The organism is Corynebacterium sp. ACRPH (assembly GCF_022347285.1).
Taxonomy (GTDB): domain Bacteria; phylum Actinomycetota; class Actinomycetes; order Mycobacteriales; family Mycobacteriaceae; genus Corynebacterium.
The window spans coordinates 25,037-44,642 of sequence record NZ_JAKRND010000005.1; the positions used below are offsets into that span (position 1 = coordinate 25,037).

15 protein-coding genes and 1 tRNA gene are annotated in these 19,606 nt (G+C 62.4%); 5 read left to right on the forward strand and 11 right to left on the reverse strand.

What is annotated here, in order from left to right; all coding sequences use genetic code 11:
• Positions 1 to 74 precede the first annotated feature (74 nt).
• The 6 genes from MHX66_RS03655 to argS form a co-directional block, all read right to left on the reverse strand.
• Positions 75 to 362: a hypothetical protein gene (locus MHX66_RS03655; protein ID WP_239200037.1), complete on the reverse strand. Its 288-nt coding sequence runs from the start codon at positions 360 to 362 to the stop codon at positions 75 to 77.
• Complete coding sequence (thrB, locus tag MHX66_RS03660; RefSeq protein ID WP_239200040.1) at positions 349 to 1,275, reverse strand: homoserine kinase; 927 nt, start codon at positions 1,273 to 1,275, stop codon at positions 349 to 351. The genes MHX66_RS03655 and thrB overlap by 14 nt, the downstream gene beginning before the upstream one ends.
• Entirely contained in the window at positions 1,275 to 2,348 is a 1,074-nt protein-coding gene (gene thrC / locus MHX66_RS03665) for a threonine synthase (RefSeq protein WP_239200042.1), read from the reverse strand. Before thrC ends, thrB begins: the two co-directional genes overlap by 1 nt.
• A gap of 56 nt (positions 2,349 to 2,404) precedes the next feature.
• Complete coding sequence (locus MHX66_RS03670; RefSeq protein ID WP_239200044.1) at positions 2,405 to 3,730, reverse strand: homoserine dehydrogenase; 1,326 nt, start codon at positions 3,728 to 3,730, stop codon at positions 2,405 to 2,407.
• A 135-nt stretch (positions 3,731 to 3,865) separates the two neighbouring features.
• Complete coding sequence (lysA, locus tag MHX66_RS03675) at positions 3,866 to 5,278, reverse strand: diaminopimelate decarboxylase (protein WP_370646262.1); 1,413 nt, start codon at positions 5,276 to 5,278, stop codon at positions 3,866 to 3,868.
• Positions 5,279 to 5,348: 70 nt separating this feature from the next.
• The gene (argS, locus tag MHX66_RS03680; RefSeq protein ID WP_071057033.1) at positions 5,349 to 7,019 is read right to left on the reverse strand and encodes an arginine--tRNA ligase; all 1,671 of its coding nucleotides are present in this window, start codon (positions 7,017 to 7,019) and stop codon (positions 5,349 to 5,351) included.
• 127 nt (positions 7,020 to 7,146) lie between these two features.
• Between argS and MHX66_RS03685 the strand changes: the two genes are divergently transcribed.
• Positions 7,147 to 7,219: transfer RNA gene (locus MHX66_RS03685), tRNA-Arg, on the forward strand.
• Between the two features lie 32 nt (positions 7,220 to 7,251).
• Here the strand turns inward: MHX66_RS03685 and MHX66_RS03690 are convergent.
• Positions 7,252 to 7,872: a hypothetical protein gene (locus MHX66_RS03690; RefSeq protein ID WP_071057035.1), complete on the reverse strand. Its 621-nt coding sequence runs from the start codon at positions 7,870 to 7,872 to the stop codon at positions 7,252 to 7,254.
• Positions 7,873 to 7,955: 83 nt separating this feature from the next.
• On the opposite strand from MHX66_RS03690, the gene MHX66_RS03695 reads away from it, so the two are divergent.
• Entirely contained in the window at positions 7,956 to 8,315 is a 360-nt protein-coding gene (locus MHX66_RS03695) for a hypothetical protein (protein ID WP_239200046.1), read from the forward strand.
• Here the strand turns inward: MHX66_RS03695 and MHX66_RS03700 are convergent.
• The 4 genes from MHX66_RS03700 to MHX66_RS03715 are packed head-to-tail and all read right to left on the reverse strand — an operon-like array spanning position 8,312 to position 16,168.
• Entirely contained in the window at positions 8,312 to 11,128 is a 2,817-nt protein-coding gene (locus MHX66_RS03700) for an AAA family ATPase (RefSeq protein ID WP_239200048.1), read from the reverse strand. The genes MHX66_RS03695 and MHX66_RS03700 overlap by 4 nt on opposite strands.
• Before the next feature lie 20 nt (positions 11,129 to 11,148).
• Positions 11,149 to 12,417: an exonuclease SbcCD subunit D gene (locus MHX66_RS03705; RefSeq protein ID WP_239200050.1), complete on the reverse strand. Its 1,269-nt coding sequence runs from the start codon at positions 12,415 to 12,417 to the stop codon at positions 11,149 to 11,151.
• 9 nt (positions 12,418 to 12,426) lie between these two features.
• Positions 12,427 to 13,440, reverse strand: coding sequence for an SWIM zinc finger family protein (locus tag MHX66_RS03710; protein WP_239200052.1), 1,014 nt, complete (start codon positions 13,438 to 13,440; stop codon positions 12,427 to 12,429).
• On the reverse strand, positions 13,433 to 16,168 hold the full coding sequence (locus MHX66_RS03715) for a DEAD/DEAH box helicase (RefSeq protein ID WP_239200054.1): 2,736 nt from the start codon (positions 16,166 to 16,168) through the stop codon (positions 13,433 to 13,435). The genes MHX66_RS03710 and MHX66_RS03715 overlap by 8 nt, the downstream gene beginning before the upstream one ends.
• Positions 16,169 to 16,691: 523 nt before the next feature.
• Here MHX66_RS03715 and putP point away from each other — a divergent pair.
• From putP to MHX66_RS03730, 3 genes are all read left to right on the forward strand, one after another.
• Positions 16,692 to 18,281, forward strand: a complete 1,590-nt coding sequence (putP, locus tag MHX66_RS03720) for a sodium/proline symporter PutP (protein ID WP_297668018.1) — start codon at positions 16,692 to 16,694, stop codon at positions 18,279 to 18,281.
• Between the two features lie 131 nt (positions 18,282 to 18,412).
• On the forward strand, positions 18,413 to 18,988 hold the full coding sequence (locus MHX66_RS03725; protein WP_239200058.1) for an HNH endonuclease family protein: 576 nt from the start codon (positions 18,413 to 18,415) through the stop codon (positions 18,986 to 18,988).
• Positions 18,989 to 19,043: 55 nt separating this feature from the next.
• The gene (locus MHX66_RS03730; RefSeq protein ID WP_239200060.1) at positions 19,044 to 19,529 is read left to right on the forward strand and encodes a hypothetical protein; all 486 of its coding nucleotides are present in this window, start codon (positions 19,044 to 19,046) and stop codon (positions 19,527 to 19,529) included.
• The last annotated feature ends 77 nt before the right edge of the window (positions 19,530 to 19,606 follow it).

The window sequence follows — 19,606 nt, forward strand, 5'->3', positions numbered from 1 at the left end:
CACCATCCCCGCCCGGGACCGCACGGCCGTCGAGACCTCACACTCCCGGTACTTCAACCGGGCAGCTTCTCCGCCTACCCCACGCCCAGCAGCCGCAGTACCCCGAGGATCAGGTTGCGGTGCCCGGGATCGCTGAATGCGTCCGGATCACCTGTGGTCGGCGACCCACCCCGAATGAACCCGTCACGTCCCTTGTCCGCGAAACTGCTCATCGACCGTTCCCGCTGCGTTTTCCCGGACGGCGGCCCGAACAGGTACTCCATGCCCGTCGAGATCACCTCCGTGTCCCCCGAGGGGTACGTGCGTGAGGTGTACGGATTGCAGAACCCATCGGTCACCAGCTCCGCCTTACCCGGTGACATCCACCTCGACCGGACCGGCGATGTCCAGCTCCAGGACCTTCATCCCGCGGCCGCGAGCCTCTTCCACCAGTGCATTGTCCACCGGCTCGGTGCTGAGCACCAGGATCGTCGGACCCGCGCCCGAAAGGAACGCCGGGTAGCCCAGGTTGCGCAGACGGTTCACCCACTCGGCGGTCACCGGCAGCACCTCGGCTCGGTAGGTCTGGTGCATGCGGTCACGAGTGCCCTCCCACAGCAGCTCCGGATCGTCGCGCAGCGCGACGGTCATTACTGCCGTGCGGGAGACGTTAAAGCGGGCGTCCACGTGGCTAATGTCGGACGGCAGCACGCGGCGGATCGCCTCCGTCGAGGCGTGAAAGTCCGGGATAAACGCGGTGGCCTTAATGTCCGGGTGCACGTCGATACGACGGGCGTGATAGGCCGGTGCGGACACTCCGTCGATGGGGGTGTTCGTCCACGAGACCACGCCCGCGCCCAGCACGGATGCGCCCGCGTTATCGGGGTGCCCCTCAAAGGTGGAGGCAATCTGCACCTGCGCCTGGTCGTCCAGCGTGAACCCCGCCAGGCCATTGCCTGCTGCCACGCCTGCCGTCGCCGCAGCCGCCGAAGACCCCAGGCCACGGGACTGCGGGATGGAGTTCGTGCAGCTGACACGCAACCCCGGAACCGTCACGTCGGCTTCCTTCAGCGTTGCCCGCAGGGCACGCACCACCAGATGGCGCTCGTCCAGCGGAACTTCGCCCTCGCCTTCACCGGTGACCTCGACCTCCAATCCGGACTCGATGACCTCGGCAGTCACATAGTCGTACAGACCAAGCGCCAGGCCGAGGGTATCGAAGCCAGGCCCCAGGTTCGCGGTCGAAGCGGGAACCTTGACGGTGGCCTTGCGGCCAACGGGGATCTCGACGCCCATTACTTCAACCCCAGCTTGTCTGCAACGGCGTGCGGATCCACGTCGGTGACGGTGGGCTCCGGCATCTGGGACAGGGCGGTCGTCGGATCCTTCAGGCCGTGGCCGGTGACGGTACACACAATGCGCTGTCCGGCGGTCAGCTCGCCGTTGGCGTGAGCGTCCAGCAGACCTGCAACGGAAGACGCAGAGGCCGGCTCGACGAAGATGCCCTCGCGGCCAGCGATGGTGCGGTAGGCCTCCAGGATCTGCTCGTCGGTCTGGGCGCGGAAGTCGCCACCCGACTCTTCCTTGGCGGCAACGGCCTGCTGCCAAGAGGCCGGGTTACCGATACGGATCGCGGTGGCGATCGTCTCCGGCTCCAGCACGGGCTCGCCCTTGACCAGCGGGGCAGCTCCGGCGGCCTGCACGCCCTTCATCACGGGGCGTTGGGTGGAAACGCCGTCCTCCGCGTACTCGGAGTAGCCCTTCCAATACGCCGTGATGTTGCCCGCGTTGCCGACTGGCAGGAAGTGAACATCGGGGGCGTCACCAAGGCAATCCACAATCTCGAACGCGGCGGTCTTCTGGCCCTCGATGCGCATCGGGTTCACGGAGTTGACCAGTGCGATCTCTGGGAACTCGGTGGTGGTCTTGCGGACCAGCTCGAGGCAGTCGTCGAAGTTGCCGCGGACCTGGATGATCTGCGCGCCGTGCATTACTGCCTGCGCGAGCTTGCCCTGGGCGATCTTGCCTTCTGGGATCAGCACGGCGGACTTCAGACCGGCGCGGGCGGCGTAGGCCGCTGCGGAGGCCGAGGTGTTGCCGGTCGAGGCGCACATCAGGACCTTCTGGCCCTTGTGGAAGGCGTCGGTGACGGCAACGGTCATGCCGCGATCCTTGAAGGAACCAGTGGGGTTGGCGCCTTCGATCTTGAGGTAAACATCGCAGCCGGTGAGCTCCGACAGGTAATTCGCACGCAGTAGCGGGGTGCCGCCCTCGTTGAGGGTCACCGGCTCCCAGTCCTTCGCGAACGACATCCGATCGCGGTACATGTTGATCAGGCCGGTCCAGTGGTTCAGAACCTTGTTCGTCATAGCTTCCCTGTCGTTTCTTCCCAGTTGTCGGTCTTAGCTTAAAGCGCTCTTAGATTTTAGCCTTCCATGCGGATGACGGAGTCAATTGCCTTGACTGCGTCGAGCTCCTTCAGCTTCGCGACGGTCTCTTCCAGGTTCTTTTCCTTCGCACTGTGGGTGATGACGACCAGGCGCGCGCCGTCGTTCAACCCTTCTTGACGCACGGTCTTCAGCGACACGCCCTGCTCAGAGAACACGGAGGCCACCTCGGCCAGCACGCCCAGGCGGTCATCCACCTGCATATCCACGTGGTAGCGGGTACAAACATCACCAAAGTTGGCAATCGGCAGGGAGGCATAGGTGGACTCCCCTGGGCCACGGCCACCGAGCACGATGTTGCGGGACACAGCCACGACGTCGCCCAGGACGGCGGAAGCGGTCGGGCCGCCACCGGCACCGTTGCCGTAGAACATCAGACGACCGGCAGACTCCGCCTCGACGAAGACTGCGTTGTAGGACTCAGACACGCTGGACAGTGGGTGGCTGCTGGGGATCAGCGCCGGGTACACGCTTGCAGACACGGATTCCTTACCTTCCTCATCCACCAGGCGCTCACAGATAGCCAACAGCTTGATGGTGGAGTTTGCAGCCTTTGCCGCTTCGATGTCAGCGACGGTGATGTCGCGGATGCCTTCGGTGTGCACGTCCTCACCGGACACACGGGTGTGGAACGCCAGGGAGGCCAGGATGGCGGCCTTGCTGGCGGCGTCGAAGCCGTCGACGTCGGCGGACGGGTCGGCTTCCGCGTAACCCAGCTCGGTGGCTTCTGCCAGCATCTCGTCGTAGCTGGCACCCCGGGTGTACATTGCGTCGAGGATGAAGTTGGTCGTGCCGTTGACGATGCCCATCACTTGGTTGACTTTGTCGCCGGCCAGGGAGCGACGCAACGGACCCACCACCGGGATGGCGGCGGCAACAGCGGCTTCGAAAAACAGGTCCACTCCGGACTCGTCGGCAGCGGCGGCCAGCTCGTCCGCGTGAGCGGCGATAAGAGCCTTGTTGGCGGTAACCACGGACTTGCCAGCGCGCAGTGCGGCCAGCACTACCTCGCGCGGGTACTCAATGCCACCGATGACCTCGATGACCAGGTCGATGTCGTCACGGGAAACCAGGGACAACGCATCGTCGGTCAGCTTCTCCTGGTCTACCCCCGGGCGGGGCTTGGACAGGTCGCTGACGGCGATGCCCCGGACCTCCAGAGGGCCACCGATGCGGGCTGCGAACTCATCGCTGCGCTCCTCCAGCAGCCGCAGCACTTCTGCGCCAACGGTACCCATGCCCAGCAGAGCCACACCTACGGTCTGGCCGATTCCCTTGCCTGGCTTAAACTTCTGCTCGGTCATGTCGCTCCTTTGTCGCTCCTTTGTAAGGTCTCAATGAGAGGAAAGTTGGTAATTTTTTCTTAGGTTATCGCACCAATCTACCGTGCGACTAGACAAAGCTGTCCATTACCCCTGTTTTGCCCTGTATCCAGGAAGTTACTCCTCCAAAGCCAGCACGTCGTCGATAGTTTCGCGGCGAATCATCAACCGCGCCTCACCGTCGGACACTCGCACCACCGGAGGGCGGGTCATCATGTTGTACCGGGAGGCCATCGCGTAGCAATACGCGCCCGTGGCGCCGATCATCAACAGGTCCCCGGGACGAACGTCCTCCGGCACCAGCGCGTCATTGACCAGCACGTCGCCCGACTCACAGTGGGAGCCCACGATGCGGGTCGGCAGCAACTCGCCGTCGACCTCGCGGTTGGCCACGCGGCAATCGTATTCGGCCTGGTAGAGGGCGGGACGAATGTTGTCGCTCATGCCGCCGTCGACGGAGATGTAGCGGCGGGTCATGCCTTCTGCCACCTCGACGTCCTTCACCGTGCCCACCCTGTAGAGCGTGATCATCGACGGTCCGGCAATCGCTCGGCCCGGCTCGACGTTGAGCTTTGGCTCTGGCACGCCGGCCACCTCTGCTGCCTTGCGCACCTTGCTCTTGAGTTCGGACGCCACCTCTTCCACGTCCAGAGCCTCCTGATCCGGCATGTAGGCGATACCGTAGCCACCACCGAGATCGAGGGTATCCAGCGACGTAGGGGCGTCCGAAAGCGTCGCGGTGGAATCCAACAGCTGCTTCCATAGGCCCAGCAGGCGCTCGGCGGCCAGGGCGAAGCCGGAGGCCTCGAACACCTGGGAGCCGACGTGGCAGTGCAAGCCGCGCAGGCGTACGCCATCAGCGGCGTGGCACGCCATAGCCGCATGATGAGCCGCCCCGGAGGCCAGGGAGAATCCGAACTTCTGGTCCTCGTGGCTGGTGGCGATGAACTCGTGGGTATCGACGTGCACGCCAGGGGTCACACGCACCAGTACATCCTGGGACTTCCCCAGCTCGCCGGCGACAGTGGACAGGGTCTCGATCTCCTGCAGCGAGTCCACGACGATCAGCTCCGCACCCTCGGAAACTGCCAGGCGCAGAAACTCCGGGGACTTGTTGTTGCCGTGCACGGTGATGCGCTCGGCGGGGAATCCCGCGGCCAGGGCGACCTGCAGCTCGCCGAGGGAGGCAACGTCCAGGGATAGCCCCTCCTCCATCACCCAGCGGGCGACAGTCTTCGACAGGAATGCCTTGGAAGCGTAGTGCACGAAGTGCCCGCCACCGAAAGCCTTCGCCAGGCGGCGGCAGCGGGTTCGGAAGTCTTCCTCGTCCATCACGAACGCCGGCGTGCCAAACGTGTCGGCGATCTCGGTGATCGGCACGCCACCGATGGTGACCTCACCCCGGCGCTCCCCTGCCGTCTCGTGGCGAAGGGTCAGCGGGTAGACGTGCGCGGGAATCGCGTTGAACTCCGCGGTGCTGGCCGTGCGACGGCGCAACGGCGTGGAGTTCAGGTGAGTCTCCGGATCCAAGGGAATCTCCTAGGTGAGTGAATTATCGGCAGGGGGCGGGAGGTGGTGGCGTCACAAAGAAAAACAACAATTACATGCGCTCCGGGGCGGAGACACCCAACAGCTCGAGCGCATTGGCCAGGGTCTGGCGGGAAGCCGCAGCCAGGGACAGACGGGCAGCGAACAGGGGCTGGTTCTCGGCCACAGTCTGCTCGTCGTCGCTCGGCTTTGGCAAGATCTGGCAGGCGTCGTAGAAACGGTGGAAGGTACCGGCCAGGGACTCGGCGTAGCGAGCCACACGGTGGGGTTCACGCAGCTCAGCGGCGGTCTTCACCACGGCTGGGAACTCGCCGAGAGTGCGAATCAGGTCGCCTTCGCGGTCGTGGGTCAGCAGGGAAAGGCCGGCGCCCTCGCGAGTAACCCCCAGGTCCGCGGCCTTGCGCGCCAGAGAGCACAGGCGGGCGTGCGCGTACTGGACGTAGAACACCGGGTTGTCGTTGGACTTCGAGGCCCACAGATCCATGTCGATATCCAGGGACGAGTCCACAGAGCTGCGAATCATCGCGTAACGGGCAGCGTCCACGCCGATGGCCTCCACCAGGTCATCCAGGGTGATGACGGTGCCGGCGCGCTTCGACATACGCACGGCCTTGCCGTCCTTTACCAGGTTCACCAGCTGACCGATGAGCACCTCCACCTGCTGCGGGTCGTAACCCATGGCGGCAGCCGCCGCACGCAGACGAGCGATGTAGCCGTGGTGGTCGGCGCCCAGCATGTAGATGCACAGGTTGTGGCCACGGTCGAATTTGTCGGCCACGTAGGCGATGTCGCCGGCGATGTACGCCGCGTTGCCGTCGGACTTGATGACCACACGATCCTTGTCGTCACCGAAGTTGGTGGAGCGCAGCCACCAGGCGCCGTCGGCCTCGTAGAGGTTGCCGTTGTCCTTGATCTTCTGGATCGCAGCTTCCACCGCACCGGACTCGAACAGGGAGTTCTCGTGGAAGTACACGTCGAACTCCGTGCCGAACTCCGAGAGGGTGCGCTTGATGTGGGCGAACATCAGCTCCACGCCCTGGGATCGGAACAGTTCCTGTGCCTCGTCCGCGCCGAGCTGCTGCCAATCCGAGTTGGCCTCCACAATCTGGGAGGCGATGTCCTGGATGTAGTCGCCGCCGTAGCCGTCCTCCGGAGTGGGCTCGCCCTTCGCGGCGGCCACCAGAGAGCGGGCGAAGCGGTCGATCTGCGCGCCGTGATCATTGAAGTAGTACTCGCGGGTGACCTTCGCACCGCGGGCGGTAAGCACGCGCCCCAGGGAGTCGCCGACGGCCGCCCAGCGGGTGCCACCCAAGTGGATTGGGCCAGTTGGGTTGGCGGAGACGAACTCCAGGTTGATGGCAGAACCAGCGAGATCGTCGCCGTGGCCGAAGTCTGCACCGGCGGCAAGGATGTCCTCGACGATCTTGCCCTGCGCAGCGGCAGCCAGGCGGATGTTGATGAAGCCAGGGCCTGCGACAGTGGCTTCGTCGATGCCCTCGTGCGCGCCGAGGGATTCCGCCAGCCAGGTGCCGAACTCGCGCGGGTTCGTGCCGGCCTTCTTGGCCACCTGCATGGCGATGTTCGTTGCGTAGTCGCCGTGCTCCGGGTTGCGCGGGCGCTCCACCGTGGCGCTCTCCGGCACCACGGAAGAATCCAGACCGTGGGCATCCAGGGCCGTGCGGGCAGTTTTGGTAATCAGTTCAGACAATTCAGCAGGAGTCACAGCATTAAACACTAGCAGTGAGGCCGGACACTTCACGCAGTGGCGGAGGTGATTGAACTCCTGCCCCAGTGCAGTGCTAGACTTTCAACCCGTATTGACGTGAACACAAAGTGAACCGCCGATACACGCCTTCGTAGCTCAGGGGATAGAGCACTGGTTTCCGGTACCAGGGGTCGTGAGTTCGAATCTCGCCGAGGGCACTCTTTTCAAGCCAGGGGCACTCGGGGTGTTCTTATTCCTCCGATTTCCTCGGATCGAACTCTACCGAGTCGATGATCGCCTCGATCTCTTCCTCGGACAGGGTGAGCGCCAAGATCTCAACTCCAGCGGCTCCACCGCTTCCTGCGGAGACGAACACCCACGCGCCGTGCAGAGTCTTGCCAGATTTTTCGTTCGTCGTCCAGGTAGTCAGCTTGGCCTCGTCGGCGTTTTCGATATCCAGGTCGCGGGACTCGCCTAGTTCGAAGTCTCTTCCGTGAGTGGTTCGAAACTGGGCGTTCACTTCGAAGTACCCCATCGTGGCGGTTGCCGTAGGCCCTTGCCCCTGGTCAGAGCTCAGACGGATCACATCCGTTGGCTCTTTATCGGCCTCTTTGTCCGCGTTAGACCAAGACGTGGTGAAACCATTCTTCGTTGGTTTGAAGTCCTCGGTCTCTACCCAATCTGCTGGAACTTCGAGGGAGATTCGCCCTTCTTCGACGCGCTGCATTCCTTCGGCCACGGACTGTGCCGAGTTTTCGGCCTGATCCGAATCTTCGGAAGTAATGAGGCTGCACGACCCCAGCAGGGCGGCTGAGGTGATTACTGCATCGATCTTTACTGGTAGCGAGCGAGGCTTTGAGTGGGACTTCATGGGAGCACTCCTAAGTGTTCTCTTCTGTGGCGATAATAACGTCGCTTTGGGGCACTCGCTGGGTATTCTTAAAGAAATTCTTATTGCCCTCAAAGGACTCAGAGGCTAAGTCCCCGGCATCTAACCCGGGCGGTTCGCAGCAGACGAACGCCACCGGCGAGGTGGTCATTGGCCACACTGAGGCGCCGGGGCAGGCGAACCCATCCGTGATGAATAAGACGATCGCCTCTTGCGGGGATCCCTCGATGCACGAGACGGGCACGACTTTCTTTACCGATGGAACGTCGGGGTGGACGTCGACGTGTGCCAACAAGATGATGGCCGCCCGCCCGGCCGAGCCTGCACCCGCGCCGGATGATTCTTACTACGAGGGATACCTCGACGGTTATGACGACGCGCAGTATGACTACTACGACGACTACGACGAGTACAGCGACTATTAGGAACTAGCTCCCGCCTTCTTTAAGCTGTCGATGCTCTGGAAGTCCACGCCCGGGATCCGGGAAAACCTATCCTTGTCGCAGGTCAGCACAATGATCTGATTATCCCGCCCCAAGGCGCCAAGCACCTTGTTCATGCTCTTGGCTCGGTCGGTATCGCTGAATCCCAGCACGTCGTCCAGGAATATCGGCACCCCGCTGCCGTCATGGCCCACCAGGCGGGCGATGGCAAGCAACTGCAGAATCTCCACCTGCTCCTGCGCACCGCCGGAGAGCTGCTCCTTGTCCAACCGCACGTTGCCGATAGCGCGGCTCGAAACCTGGAACTTCTCATCTACGTCCAGGTCGACATCGCTACCGAAAACGATTCCGGAGAGCTTGTTCAGAGCCTTCCGGTACGGTTCGGAGTACTTCTCTTGCATCCGCCGACGCGCCGCCTGAACCACCTGGTGCAGCAGCTCCGCGGCATCCGCCTGCCTGCGCAGCCTAGCGACCACGCCCTTGAGACGCTCTACTTCCGCCTCTGCCTGCTCCTTGGTTTCTGCGGAACCGCGAGCCTGCCCGAGTTTGGCGTTCAGGGCTGCAATATCCACGCGGCATTCCTGCACCTGCTGGTTCAGCATGTTTACCCGGCTCCGAGCACCCTCAAAGCTCGCCTGAACGTCCGCCACGTCGCCGAGCTCGCCTACTTCCCGGCGCTTGGAATCCAGCTTTTCGCGCGCCGCATCCACGGCCTGCGTTGCCTGGATGTGCTTCGCGTTTAGGTCTTCGTCGGAATAGCGCTCGCGGGCTGCTTCCAGATCCTTCGCCGCCGCATCCAGCTGTTGCTGCAGGTTGTCCACCTTCGCCTCGTGCTGGATCTTCCGCTCGATCGCGTCGCTGTTCTGCAGGGAAAGCAGCTTTTCGTTGGCCTTGTCACGGGCTAGGGTGGCTGCGTCCAGCGCAGTAGCTACCTCTGCTTCGTCGACGTCTTCGCTGGCATCCACGTTGGCGTCACTACGCAGGGCGCTACAGGTTTCCCGCAGCCTTTCCACCTCAGCGGTGAGGCTTTCAACCTGGCCATTCAGGTCGGATAGCGTCCGCTTGCCGAGTACAGCCTTGAGGCTCGCACGCTGGTCGCGCAGGGTTTCCTCATCCTCGTTACGCGCCCGCACAGCACGCCCGAAATCTTCCAGGATCTCCGCGCGAGGGTCCTCGAGCGCAATGGGCTCGAGCCCGACCGCCGATAGCTCCGCATTGACGTTCTGCAGTGCTTCGTCGACGTTGAGGTCGAGGTTGCTGGAATCCTGCGCCGGGGTCACGCGCACCTCGTATTCACCCAGGCCAACGGTCCATTCGGTGGTGACCTTCTTCTCCAGGCCGCTCTCCCCCAGAGTTTTCTCCACTCCGTTGTCCACGACGGTGCCGCCGGCCGGCCCTGCGATGTGTACGGCGGTCGCACCCGCGTCGCGGATCTTTATCTGCGCGTCCAGGTCCGTCATCGCCTCGCGGATTCGCTGCTCCGCCTTCGGCGTGGCGGGGTTGCGATCCACCTTCTGCGCCAACTCCGCGACCTTCGCATCCAGCTTCACCGCGCTATCCCGCTCCTCCGCCGCGGACTCCAGCCGTCCCTGGACCTCCGCCGCGTTCTTCAGCGCGGTGGCCAGCTTGGCACGCTTCTCCGCACGCACGTACGAGGCGTGGGCATTGTCGAAGGCTTTCTTCGCCTCGTCCCGCTCGGCCTGTTGTTCCTCTGCCTGTTTCTGGACGCCACGCAGCTCCTCCGTCGCAGTTTTGAGCGACTGCTCTAGCTCCCTCTGCGCCTGCTTCTGTTTCTCCCGCGCTTCGGAGGCCTCCTTCCATCGTCCGACCTGATCCTGCTTCAGCTCCAGCTCGTTTTCCAGGGTGCTTAAGGTCTCTGCCACCTTCTTCGCGGCTTCTAACCGCTCGGCGCATTGGTCGAACTCTTGCTGCGCATCCGGGAGGTCGTCTTCGGCATCAGCGCGCTGAACCTGCTTGGATTCGATTTCGCGGATCGCTGCCTGCGCATTGCTGTACTCAAGCTCGGCCGCCGCTAGGGCTTCCTCCGCACGGGTCAGTTCAGTTTCGGCGGAGGCCAGCTCTCCCTTGGAGTTTCTGTTGGCACGGCGGTCCCGCAGCTTCTTGTCCTCGTCGTCGATCAGGCGGACCAGCAGCTCGGCGGCTCCCTGGTCGCCTTCGCCGATGCCACCGGCGGCGCTCACTGTGACGTCACTAGTTTCGCCGCTCTCGCCCACCGCATCGCTCGCAGAATCGTCCGCAGCGCCATCACCAGCGCCGTCACCAGCGGTGCGCAGGGCCGAGGACAGGGAGGGAATGGCAGTGAAATCGAGGGCATCCAGGCGCTGCCCCTGGCTGACGAAAAGTGCCTCGCGCAGGGCGGAGTCGATACTCTCGTTCAGCAGCTCGCTAAATTTCTCCATCGCCTGATCGCCGGTGTAGTTGTGCACGGAGGGACGCAGCACATTTAGGAGCACCTTCTTTTTCTCGAAGTCCTTCGTATACTCCACCAGGTTCTCGCCCAGTTGCAGTCGGGCGGTGATCTTCGGCTTGGTGCCGCTGTCCACGGGGAAAAAGCCACTGACCTTCTTGGAGGTCGTCGAGACCTTCCAATCCGAAAGCAGCAGGCCAAAGGCGTTCATCAGGCTGGATTTTCCGGCCTCGTTACTGCCGTGAACGACGGTCACGCCCGTGGCGCTTGGGGCAAAGTGCGCGGATTCGATGCCCGCGAAATTCTGCACATCCAGACTCTCCAGCACGAAGCTGGCTTTTGGCGATGCCTTGGTAGAAGATGTCATTTGCTTGCCGTCCCTCTCCCTTAGTTAGCCTTCTCCGCCTGGTGTGCCAAGCGCACGAGTAGCCGCAGCGCATCCTGCGCCCACTGTGCCCGCTCCTTGTGTTGTGCGTCCTCGCTTTTAGTGTTCGCTAGTTCCTGCAGATCCTCTACTGCCTCGCCTATAAAGCCTTGGCTGAGCAGCCCTTCGGAAAGTTCGTCCTCGTCGGGAATAACATGCAGCTTCATTAGCCGTTCGCGCTCGTACAGCGCAGCGAAAGTCGGCGCGATCTTCGTGACCCGCTCGTCCAGGTAAGCGGCATCGTGGACGGACAGCGTTCCCTCCAGCGCGTACTTAACCACGGTGGTGCGCTTTGCCTCGATGCCCTCCAGCCGCTCCAGAAACTCGTCGATATCCGCCGCCGAGTTCACTGTCGCGTTCAACGCCTTGAATGCCCAGCGCCCGACCGGAACCTCCTCTACCTGGACGTCCGCCTGCTGTGCTGGTCGCGCTGGATCCACCGCGATGTCCACTACCAGCACGTTTCCGGAGTTCGCTTCGCCGCCTCCGTCTTGCTCAACGAAGGCCGTAACCTCCTGCGCGCCTGAGTACCACACCCGCGCCCGCGATGCGCCCGCGTCCAGTGGCATTGTCGAGTGCGTGTCACCCAGCGCTACGTAGTCCACCTTCCGCTCGCGACACGCCCGGGCTGCGTTGTCCACGTCGATGCGGTCTAGGTCATCCTTTTCGCCGAAGGATCCCACTGCTCCGTGGCCGACCAGCACCCGAACACCCGCGCCCTGCACCGGCTCCAAATCTCTCAGCGCAGCTGCCACCAAATCCTCGTCCGCGTTCTTCCCCCGCAGCGGGGCACCCACAATCTCGAGAGGAACACCAGCCGCGCCCGCGCCACCGGAGTTCGGCACCGCCACTGGAGCCGAATCCCTGAGCACATAAACATTCGCCAGGTCGGTGAACTCCTCCCTGTGGTACACACTGGCCGCGTCCAGCGGGTCGTGGTTCCCGGGCAGCAGGAACACCGGCACCGTCGACCCCTTCAGAACGTCCATCGCACGCCCGTAGATTTCTGGTTTCAGCAGGTTGTCGTCGAAAACGTCACCGGCCACCACGATGGCGTCACACTGTCTTTCCTCCGCGAGGTCCAACAGCGCCTCGACCGCCGTCAACCGCGATTCATCAAAACGCGACTGCGCCTCGCTGCTCAAGAAGCGGCGCTTCATCCCCAATTGCCAATCCGACGTGTGCAAGATCCGCACCCGGTACGCCGATGTAATTGCCGTAGGTTGTGCCATGTCTTACCCCTACCCGTTGTTGTCAGTGTTGCCGTTATCGCTAGCGCTGCCGTCTGTTTCGCTATTTGTCTCGCCTGTAGTTCTATCAGCCCCTCTGGACAAGCCAGCTTCATAATAGAACAAAGGTTCGGCAGCCTCCAGGGTCTCATAGCAAACCTCCAGCTCATGCATGGCCTTCAGCTGATCAACAGCATGCCAAGTCACCGACCGCATGGCCTCTTTCAGAGCCTTTTGATCGCCCTGTTCCATACCCGATTCCCACTGCAGCGGCTCCCATTGCACAGGTTCCGCCGACGTCCCCCAGAATTCGGCCGAATCCACCTGCTCCGGCTGGTCGGCCTGCTTCTCTGCGTTGTCTGGTGCCTGCTGTTGCCTAATTGGTGACGCCCCCACACTCCCGCCGCCCCAGCCCTGAACTGGGCGCAGCAGCTCCTGTGCGTTAAGCCCCCGCCATTTCAGCAGAATGCTGGCATCCCTATCCAGCTTCTCCGCCGCAGAGTAGGTCAGCGCCACCACGTGTTTACAGACCGCTGACTTATCCGGGCAGCTGCAGTACACACGGTTGACGTGCCCGGGATGCATCAGCACCGAGGCGACGTCCATGCCCGGCGCGCCGCCGCTTAAAAGGGAGCGGATATGCGAGCTGTCGGAGAGCATCTCGTGGTACACGAAGTCCCGCTGGCGGTCCGTGAGCCTCCGCAGGTGAATGGACGTTTCGAAAGGCTCCAGCTGTGAGCCGTGGATCAGCCCTGCAACCACATTCTCCGCGAACTCAACGCTCAGCACTTTGCCACCGCGGAAGTATTCGCGGCCGCGCGCCAGCCTGCCGGAGTCTGTGGATCTGGAAATAGCCTCCATCAGTTGCGAGCTGGCCCAGCTATCCTCTCCGCGGATGTGGGTGCCGTGCTGATCCCGCAGGCGGCCCATCTCTTGGCGTCGCTTAGCTCCAAAATCGGCGAGCACCACATTGTCGCCCCAGGTCGCGTCCGTGCGCGTGCGCTTCCTCGGCTGTTTGCTAACCATCGTTTTCCTCCAACTGGGTGGATTCGCGCAGCTGCAGCAGCTCGCTCAGCTCGTCATCGTCGAGGTTGGCGATCCACCCTTCGCCCGCGCCGACGATGTCTCCCGCCAACTCGCGCTTACTCATGATGATGTCGTGGATTCTTTCGTCGATGGTGCCCTGTACCACCAGCTTATAAACCTCCACGGACTTGTTTTGACCGATCCGATAGGCCCGGTCCGTGGCCTGGTCTTCCACTGCCGGGTTCCACCAGCGGTCGATGTGGATCACCACTGAGGCTTCGGTCAGGGTGATACCGGTGCCGCCCGCTCGTACCGAGAGGATCATGATCGGCGGCCCATCGGCGCTCTGGAAATCGCGGACCATCTGCGTGCGCTTCGCGCGTGACAGCCCGCCGTGCAGCACGGGAACCTCTACGCCAAAGGTGCTCTGCAACTCCGGCGCCAGCATCTTGCCGAACGTTGGGAACTGCGTGAACATCAGCACCTTCTTGCCCTGCTTCAGTGCCTGGCCGGTGATCTCGAAGATGCGTTCGATCTTGGCCGAACGGTGCTTGCCATCGGCCAAAATTCCGGAGCCGTCGCCCGCGAAGTGTGCCGGGTGGTTGCAGATCTGCTTGATCTTCACCAGCGCCCCCAGGATGTTGGCCCGCCGCTTGCCGCCGGGTAGCTGCAGGCGCATCTCCATGTCCTTAATAAAGGACTCGTACAGCGCCGCCTGCTCCCTGGACAATGGCACGCGCTCCACGATGTCCTGCTTCTCCGGCAAGTCAAGACCAATCGCCACATCGTCCTTCAATCGGCGCATGATAAAGGGCTGCACCAGCCCGCGCAGCCGCCGCTTCGCCTCCTCGTCCCCGTAGCGCTCAATGGGGATGGCCAGTCGGTTCTGGAAGGCTGCGGCGGAGCCGAAGATTCCGGGGTTCGCAAAATCCATGATCGCGTACAGGTCGCTCAGCCGGTTTTCCACCGGTGTGCCCGTCAGCGCAATGTGTGTCTCTGCATTCAGCGAGCGCACCGCGCGGGACTGCTTCGTCGCCGGGTTTTTGATGGCCTGCGCCTCGTCGGCCACCACTCGGCCCCACTGAACTTGCTGGTAGCGCTCAGTATTTCTGACCACACGCCCGTAGGTTGTCACCACCAGATCCGGCTTCTTTTGCTTACCCTCCAGCCCCTGGGACGTGGCGTCACCAAACTCCTCATCAGTGAGCAATCCCGAACCGTGATCAACCAAGACCTCCAAGCTCGGCACGTGCAGCGCGGCTTCGGCCCGCCAGGCTTCCACGACGGTGGTGGGCGCAACCACCAGGGTGGGGCCTGTGCAGTCGTCGGCCTCGCGTTCCCAGGCCAATAGAGCGAGCACCTGCAGGGTCTTGCCCAGACCCATATCGTCGGCCAGGATCGCGCCGATACGGTGACGATGCATCCAGGCCAGCCAGCTCACACCGCGGCGCTGGTGTTCGCGCAGAGTGGTCTGCACCGCCGCAGGAACTTCTACCGGCTCCGGCGGTTCCACCTGTGCCTCGCCATCGAGCAATCGTTCCACCCAGCCGTCGGCCACCACGCGGAATTCGTGGTCTGTATCCACCGTTTCGCTGGCGCTCAACAGGTCGGCTTCCAGGATGTCGCGCACGCTCACGGTGGCTTCCCCCAGCGGCTTGTCCTGCTCCTTAGTCACTTCCGCGAACCACTTGCGGGCGGTCGACAGGGCTTCCTGATCCAGGTAGACGTACTCGCCGTTGATGCGCACGATCGATTCGGCAGCGTTCAACAGCTCCTGGCGGGTGGCCTCGTCCAGCTCCTCGCCGGTTCCGTCGGCACCATCGGCACCGTTAGCCCCTGCTGTGCCGCCGCCCAGACTGACCTCCCAGGAGAAGTTCATCAGCTGATCCATGCCCAGCTTGCCCGAGCCCGGCCCCTGCCCTACCGGGGTGGCCTTAGCCTTTACCCGCGGGCGCACCTTGCCCCACCCGCGCGGAATCATCACGCCAAATCCGGCTTCACGCAGCGCCTCCGCCCCGTGTTCTAGGAAACTCGCGAGCTCGGTGATGTCCAGGCTCGTGCCCAGGGTTGGCTGTGCGCTCGGCAGTTCTTCTGGACGCCACCATTCCCGCTCCCGCTGATTCGCGCCGATATTTACCCACGCCAGCAGGCTTCGCACGTGCGGATTGAACTCTTGCCACACGTCCTCCACCTTGTAGAGACTGCGGATGACCTGCTCCCTCAGCTCTTCGTTCATTGCGGCGGGGTTCAGGGGCTCGAAGGGCCCGCCGTTCTGGGAATAGGCAATCTGCAGCCACCAAGTTGGTTCGGTACCGTCTTCTTCTACCTCGGAGGGCGTGGACAACAAGAACACCAGCTGCCCCGCCTGGGCTTCAGCTTCGCGCCGCCACTGGCTGAGGCTTGCCACGGTGCTGGCCCCACCTCGCCGGGTCGCCGTTCCCGTCGCCAGAGCCCGCACAAAATCCGAGGTGAAATCGCTCAGTTCACGGCGCAGGTGAGTCACCGCAATCCAGTGCGCAAACTCGTCGGCCATGCGATCCACAACGTCTGCGCCACCGTTGCGCGTCAGTACTCCGGGCACCCGCTCGCGGAACTGCTGCAGCACACGCATGTGGTCGCCTGCTGGCGCAAGGGTCCAGCGCGGGAACCACTGATCATCCACACGCTCCATCCGCACCATCACGCGCCCGGCCCGCACAGATTCCTCAACAAAAGCGCATAAATTCATAAGGAATTTAAGCTCCGGACCTAGCCCGTCAATCAGCCCACGCTTATCAGTAGCTCCAGTATCGATACTTTTATTCGCATACTCGCATAATGGCCCCATGAGCTCAACGGATTCTTCGGGTGTTAAAGCCACCGCAGGTACCGGTAATTCCTTAACCCTTCCCCGTGGGGTGGACAGCCAGATCCCACCCCTATTTCGCCACGGGCGCGACCCCAAAATACCCATACAAACCGCAGGTAGATCGCCAATTTCCAGCTCGTCGATATCAAGCACCACTCCGTGCCCCTCGACACGCTCTACCCACAACCACAGCCCGCCCGACGTGGGTGCAACAACGTGCATCTGATGCGTGAATCCCATGCTGGAAGTTCTACCACGTACCCCGGACACCCTTCGCAACGTGAACGTCTTCGCTAACGTGGATACCGAGTTGTGCGCGTCACACATGCGCGCGCCTTCTGTACTTCGGAGCACCGAGAGCCCGAAAGCTGACGTATAGAACTTATACATTCAACTTGAGGAGATGATGTTTGTGGCTGACCAAACATGGTTTGTCATAGCCATGGTGATCTATCTGATCATCATGCTGCTGATTGGACTTTATAGTTTCAACCAGACCGACGAGTATGAGGATTACATGCTCGGCGGACGTAACCTGCACCCCTTCGTCGCCGCATTGTCAGCCGGCGCGTCGGACATGTCCGGCTGGCTCCTCATGGGGCTACCGGGCGCGCTCTACATGCTCGGCTTCTCCGAGATGTGGATGGCCATCGGCCTGCTGATCGGTGCCGCAGTGAACTGGATCGTTACCGCACCGCGCCTGCGCTCCTACACCGAGGTGGCGAACAACTCCATCACGATCCCCTCCTTCTTGGAGAATCGCTTCAATGATCGCAGCCACTTCCTGCGTATCGCCGCCGGCATCATCATTCTGGTGTTCTTCACCTTCTACGTTTCCTCCGGCATGGTCGCCGGTGGCCGCTACTTCGAGTCCACCTTCGAAGGTGACTACCTGACTGGCATGATCATCATCGCCGCCGTTACCGTGGGCTACACCTTCATCGGTGGCTTCCTGGCCGTCTCCTTCACCGACACCGTCCAGGGCTGCATCATGTTCGTCTCCCTGCTGCTAGTGCCGGTCATGGCACTGCTGCACATGGATGATCCGGGTGCTATCTGGACCTACCAACTGGAAAACGCTTACGGCCTCGAGACCATTGAGCCGAACCCGGACTGGTTCTCCCTGTTTACCGGCGTCTCCTTCGTCACCATCATCTCCAACTTGGCATGGGGACTGGGCTACTTCGGCCAGCCGCACATCATCGTGCGCTTCATGGCGCTGCGCAGCCCGTCCGATGCTCGTGCAGGTATGCGTTACGGCGTGGGCTGGATGTTCCTATGCCTGGTCGGCACCGTCATGGTCGCCATCATCGGCCCGGCATTCTTCGGTATGGATCCGTCCATCGCCATCACTGACCAGGAGAACTTCGAGACAATCTTCCTGGACATGGGCCGCATCCTGTTCCACCCGCTGATCGCTGGTCTGATCCTGACCGCAGTCCTGGCGGCGATCATGTCCACCATTTCTTCTCAGCTGCTGGTTGTCTCCTCCGCGCTGATTGAGGACATCTACAACGGCCTGATCAACAAGAACGCATCCGATCAGTCCCTCAAGAACCTCTCCCGTATCTCTGTGCTGGTTGTCGCTGTCTTCGCCGGTGTGATTGCTCTGAACCCGGAGTCCGGCATCCTGGGTCTGGTCGAGTTCGCCTGGGCGGGCTTCGGCGCTTCCTTCGGCCCGGTCATCCTGGCTTCGCTGTACTGGCGCCGCCTCAACGCTCCGGGAGCCGCCGCTGGTCTGGTCACCGGCGCCATCGTCGCCTTCATTTGGGGTGGCCTGCCGCAGTTCGGTGTTATGGACAAGCCGTTCGAACTGTACGAGATGATCCCGGGCGTGGCCCTGAACGTCATCGTCATGGTCGCCGTTACCCTGATGACCAAGGCTCCATCCAAGGAGGTTACCGATACCTTCGACGAGGCAGCCAAGCTCTCCAAGGTGGCCATCAAGAAGGACATCGACTTCGAGGAAGCCGCAGAGGTTACCGCCAAGTAGCGCAACCGCTATCTTGAGCGAACCTTTCTAGCGCCGCTGCAGTCTAAGACTGCATGCGGCGCTTTTTCCTGTCTCAGCCCTTCACGTTCTATTGCCTGTTCCTGGTTGTTGTGGTCTGTGTTGTTTCTTGGGTGGCGACGCCACATCGTCACCAACAGCAGGATCAGCAAACGGTTAGGGAGTACCTGCATCGCATTCGCCAGATCCCCGCCCGACCACGGGTGCTGGGGTACTCCCGCGCCCGCTTCGGCGACGGGTGGGCAATGCAGGTCACCGACCGTGGCGTGTGCGATACTCGGGACTTACTACTGGTCCAGACCTTCGGAGGTTCGGCCGGTGGGTGCGCCAACGACGATGGAGACGGAGCGGCGGGGGAACGAAGGGGCGTCGATCCCTATACACACCACCCCATGGACCGCCACGGGGTGGACATAGACCACATCGTCCCGCTGGCGGCCGCGTGGGACCTGGGAGCTTATGCGTGGCCGAAAGCGCAGCGGCGGGCGTTTGCAAACGACATGCAGCGAAATCTGCTGGTGACGGCATCCGAGGTGAACCGGGAGAAGTCCGATGCCACCCTGAGCGAATGGCTGCCCCCGGTGGAGCGCTGTGGCTACTGCGCGCGCTTCGTGCGGGTAGTCGGCGACTATGGATTGGCGCTTTCGGCAGCGGATGCACAGGCGGCTCGGGAAGCCTGCGACCTATAGGGCGCGCGACTTTTAAAGGTGACAAAGCCCCTGTTCATCTGTGAGGATAGAGGACATGTCTACTTTTATTGTTGCGCTTCACGTTCTGACGGCGATCCTGTTGATCGGCCCCGTTGCTATCGCTTCTTCCATGTACGCTCCCCAGTTCCGCAAGGCACAGTCCGGTGACCCGGCAGCTGTAGGCGCCCTGCGACTGGTACACCGCATTACCCGCTCTTATGGCTTCATTTCCCTGCTGGTACCGGTACTGGGTCTCATCGCATTCTTCGTCGTGGACGGCGCAATGAAGAACACCGCGCTGCACTTCGCCCTGCTGCTGGCCATCGCTGCTTGGGGTGTTCTGATTGCTCTGGTTATCCCCCGTCAGCGCCAGGGTCTGGTTGCACTGAACGCTGTCGAGGCCGGTGACGCTCCGGCTTCCGAGGCAGAGGCTGCCAAGGCCGCGGACGCCGACGTTTCCAAGATTCCGAGCCAGGCGGCAATGTTCGCAGGTATCTTCAACCTGCTGTGGCTGGTCACGGCGATCCTGATGTTCGTCTAAGCCCCTTCAGCTTTTAAAGCTTTAATTAGAACCCGCGGATAAGGCCGCGGGTACACGAAAAACGCACTCCGGGCCCG

Excerpts from the sequence above, each read along its gene's own strand:
- MHX66_RS03655 (WP_239200037.1), bottom strand. The coding sequence starts at position 362 with ATGTCACCGGGTAAGGCGGAGCTGGTGACCGATGGGTTCTGCAATCCG.
- thrB (WP_239200040.1), bottom strand. The coding sequence starts at position 1,275 with ATGGGCGTCGAGATCCCCGTTGGCCGCAAGGCCACCGTCAAGGTTCCC.
- thrC (WP_239200042.1), bottom strand. The coding sequence starts at position 2,348 with ATGACGAACAAGGTTCTGAACCACTGGACCGGCCTGATCAACATGTAC.
- MHX66_RS03670 (WP_239200044.1), bottom strand. The coding sequence starts at position 3,730 with ATGACCGAGCAGAAGTTTAAGCCAGGCAAGGGAATCGGCCAGACCGTA.
- MHX66_RS03690 (WP_071057035.1), bottom strand. The coding sequence starts at position 7,872 with ATGAAGTCCCACTCAAAGCCTCGCTCGCTACCAGTAAAGATCGATGCA.
- MHX66_RS03700 (WP_239200048.1), bottom strand. The coding sequence starts at position 11,128 with ATGACATCTTCTACCAAGGCATCGCCAAAAGCCAGCTTCGTGCTGGAG.
- MHX66_RS03705 (WP_239200050.1), bottom strand. The coding sequence starts at position 12,417 with ATGGCACAACCTACGGCAATTACATCGGCGTACCGGGTGCGGATCTTG.
- MHX66_RS03710 (WP_239200052.1), bottom strand. The coding sequence starts at position 13,440 with ATGGTTAGCAAACAGCCGAGGAAGCGCACGCGCACGGACGCGACCTGG.
- MHX66_RS03715 (WP_239200054.1), bottom strand. The coding sequence starts at position 16,168 with ATGAATTTATGCGCTTTTGTTGAGGAATCTGTGCGGGCCGGGCGCGTG.
- putP (WP_297668018.1), top strand. The coding sequence starts at position 16,692 with ATGATGTTTGTGGCTGACCAAACATGGTTTGTCATAGCCATGGTGATC.
- MHX66_RS03730 (WP_239200060.1), top strand. The coding sequence starts at position 19,044 with ATGTCTACTTTTATTGTTGCGCTTCACGTTCTGACGGCGATCCTGTTG.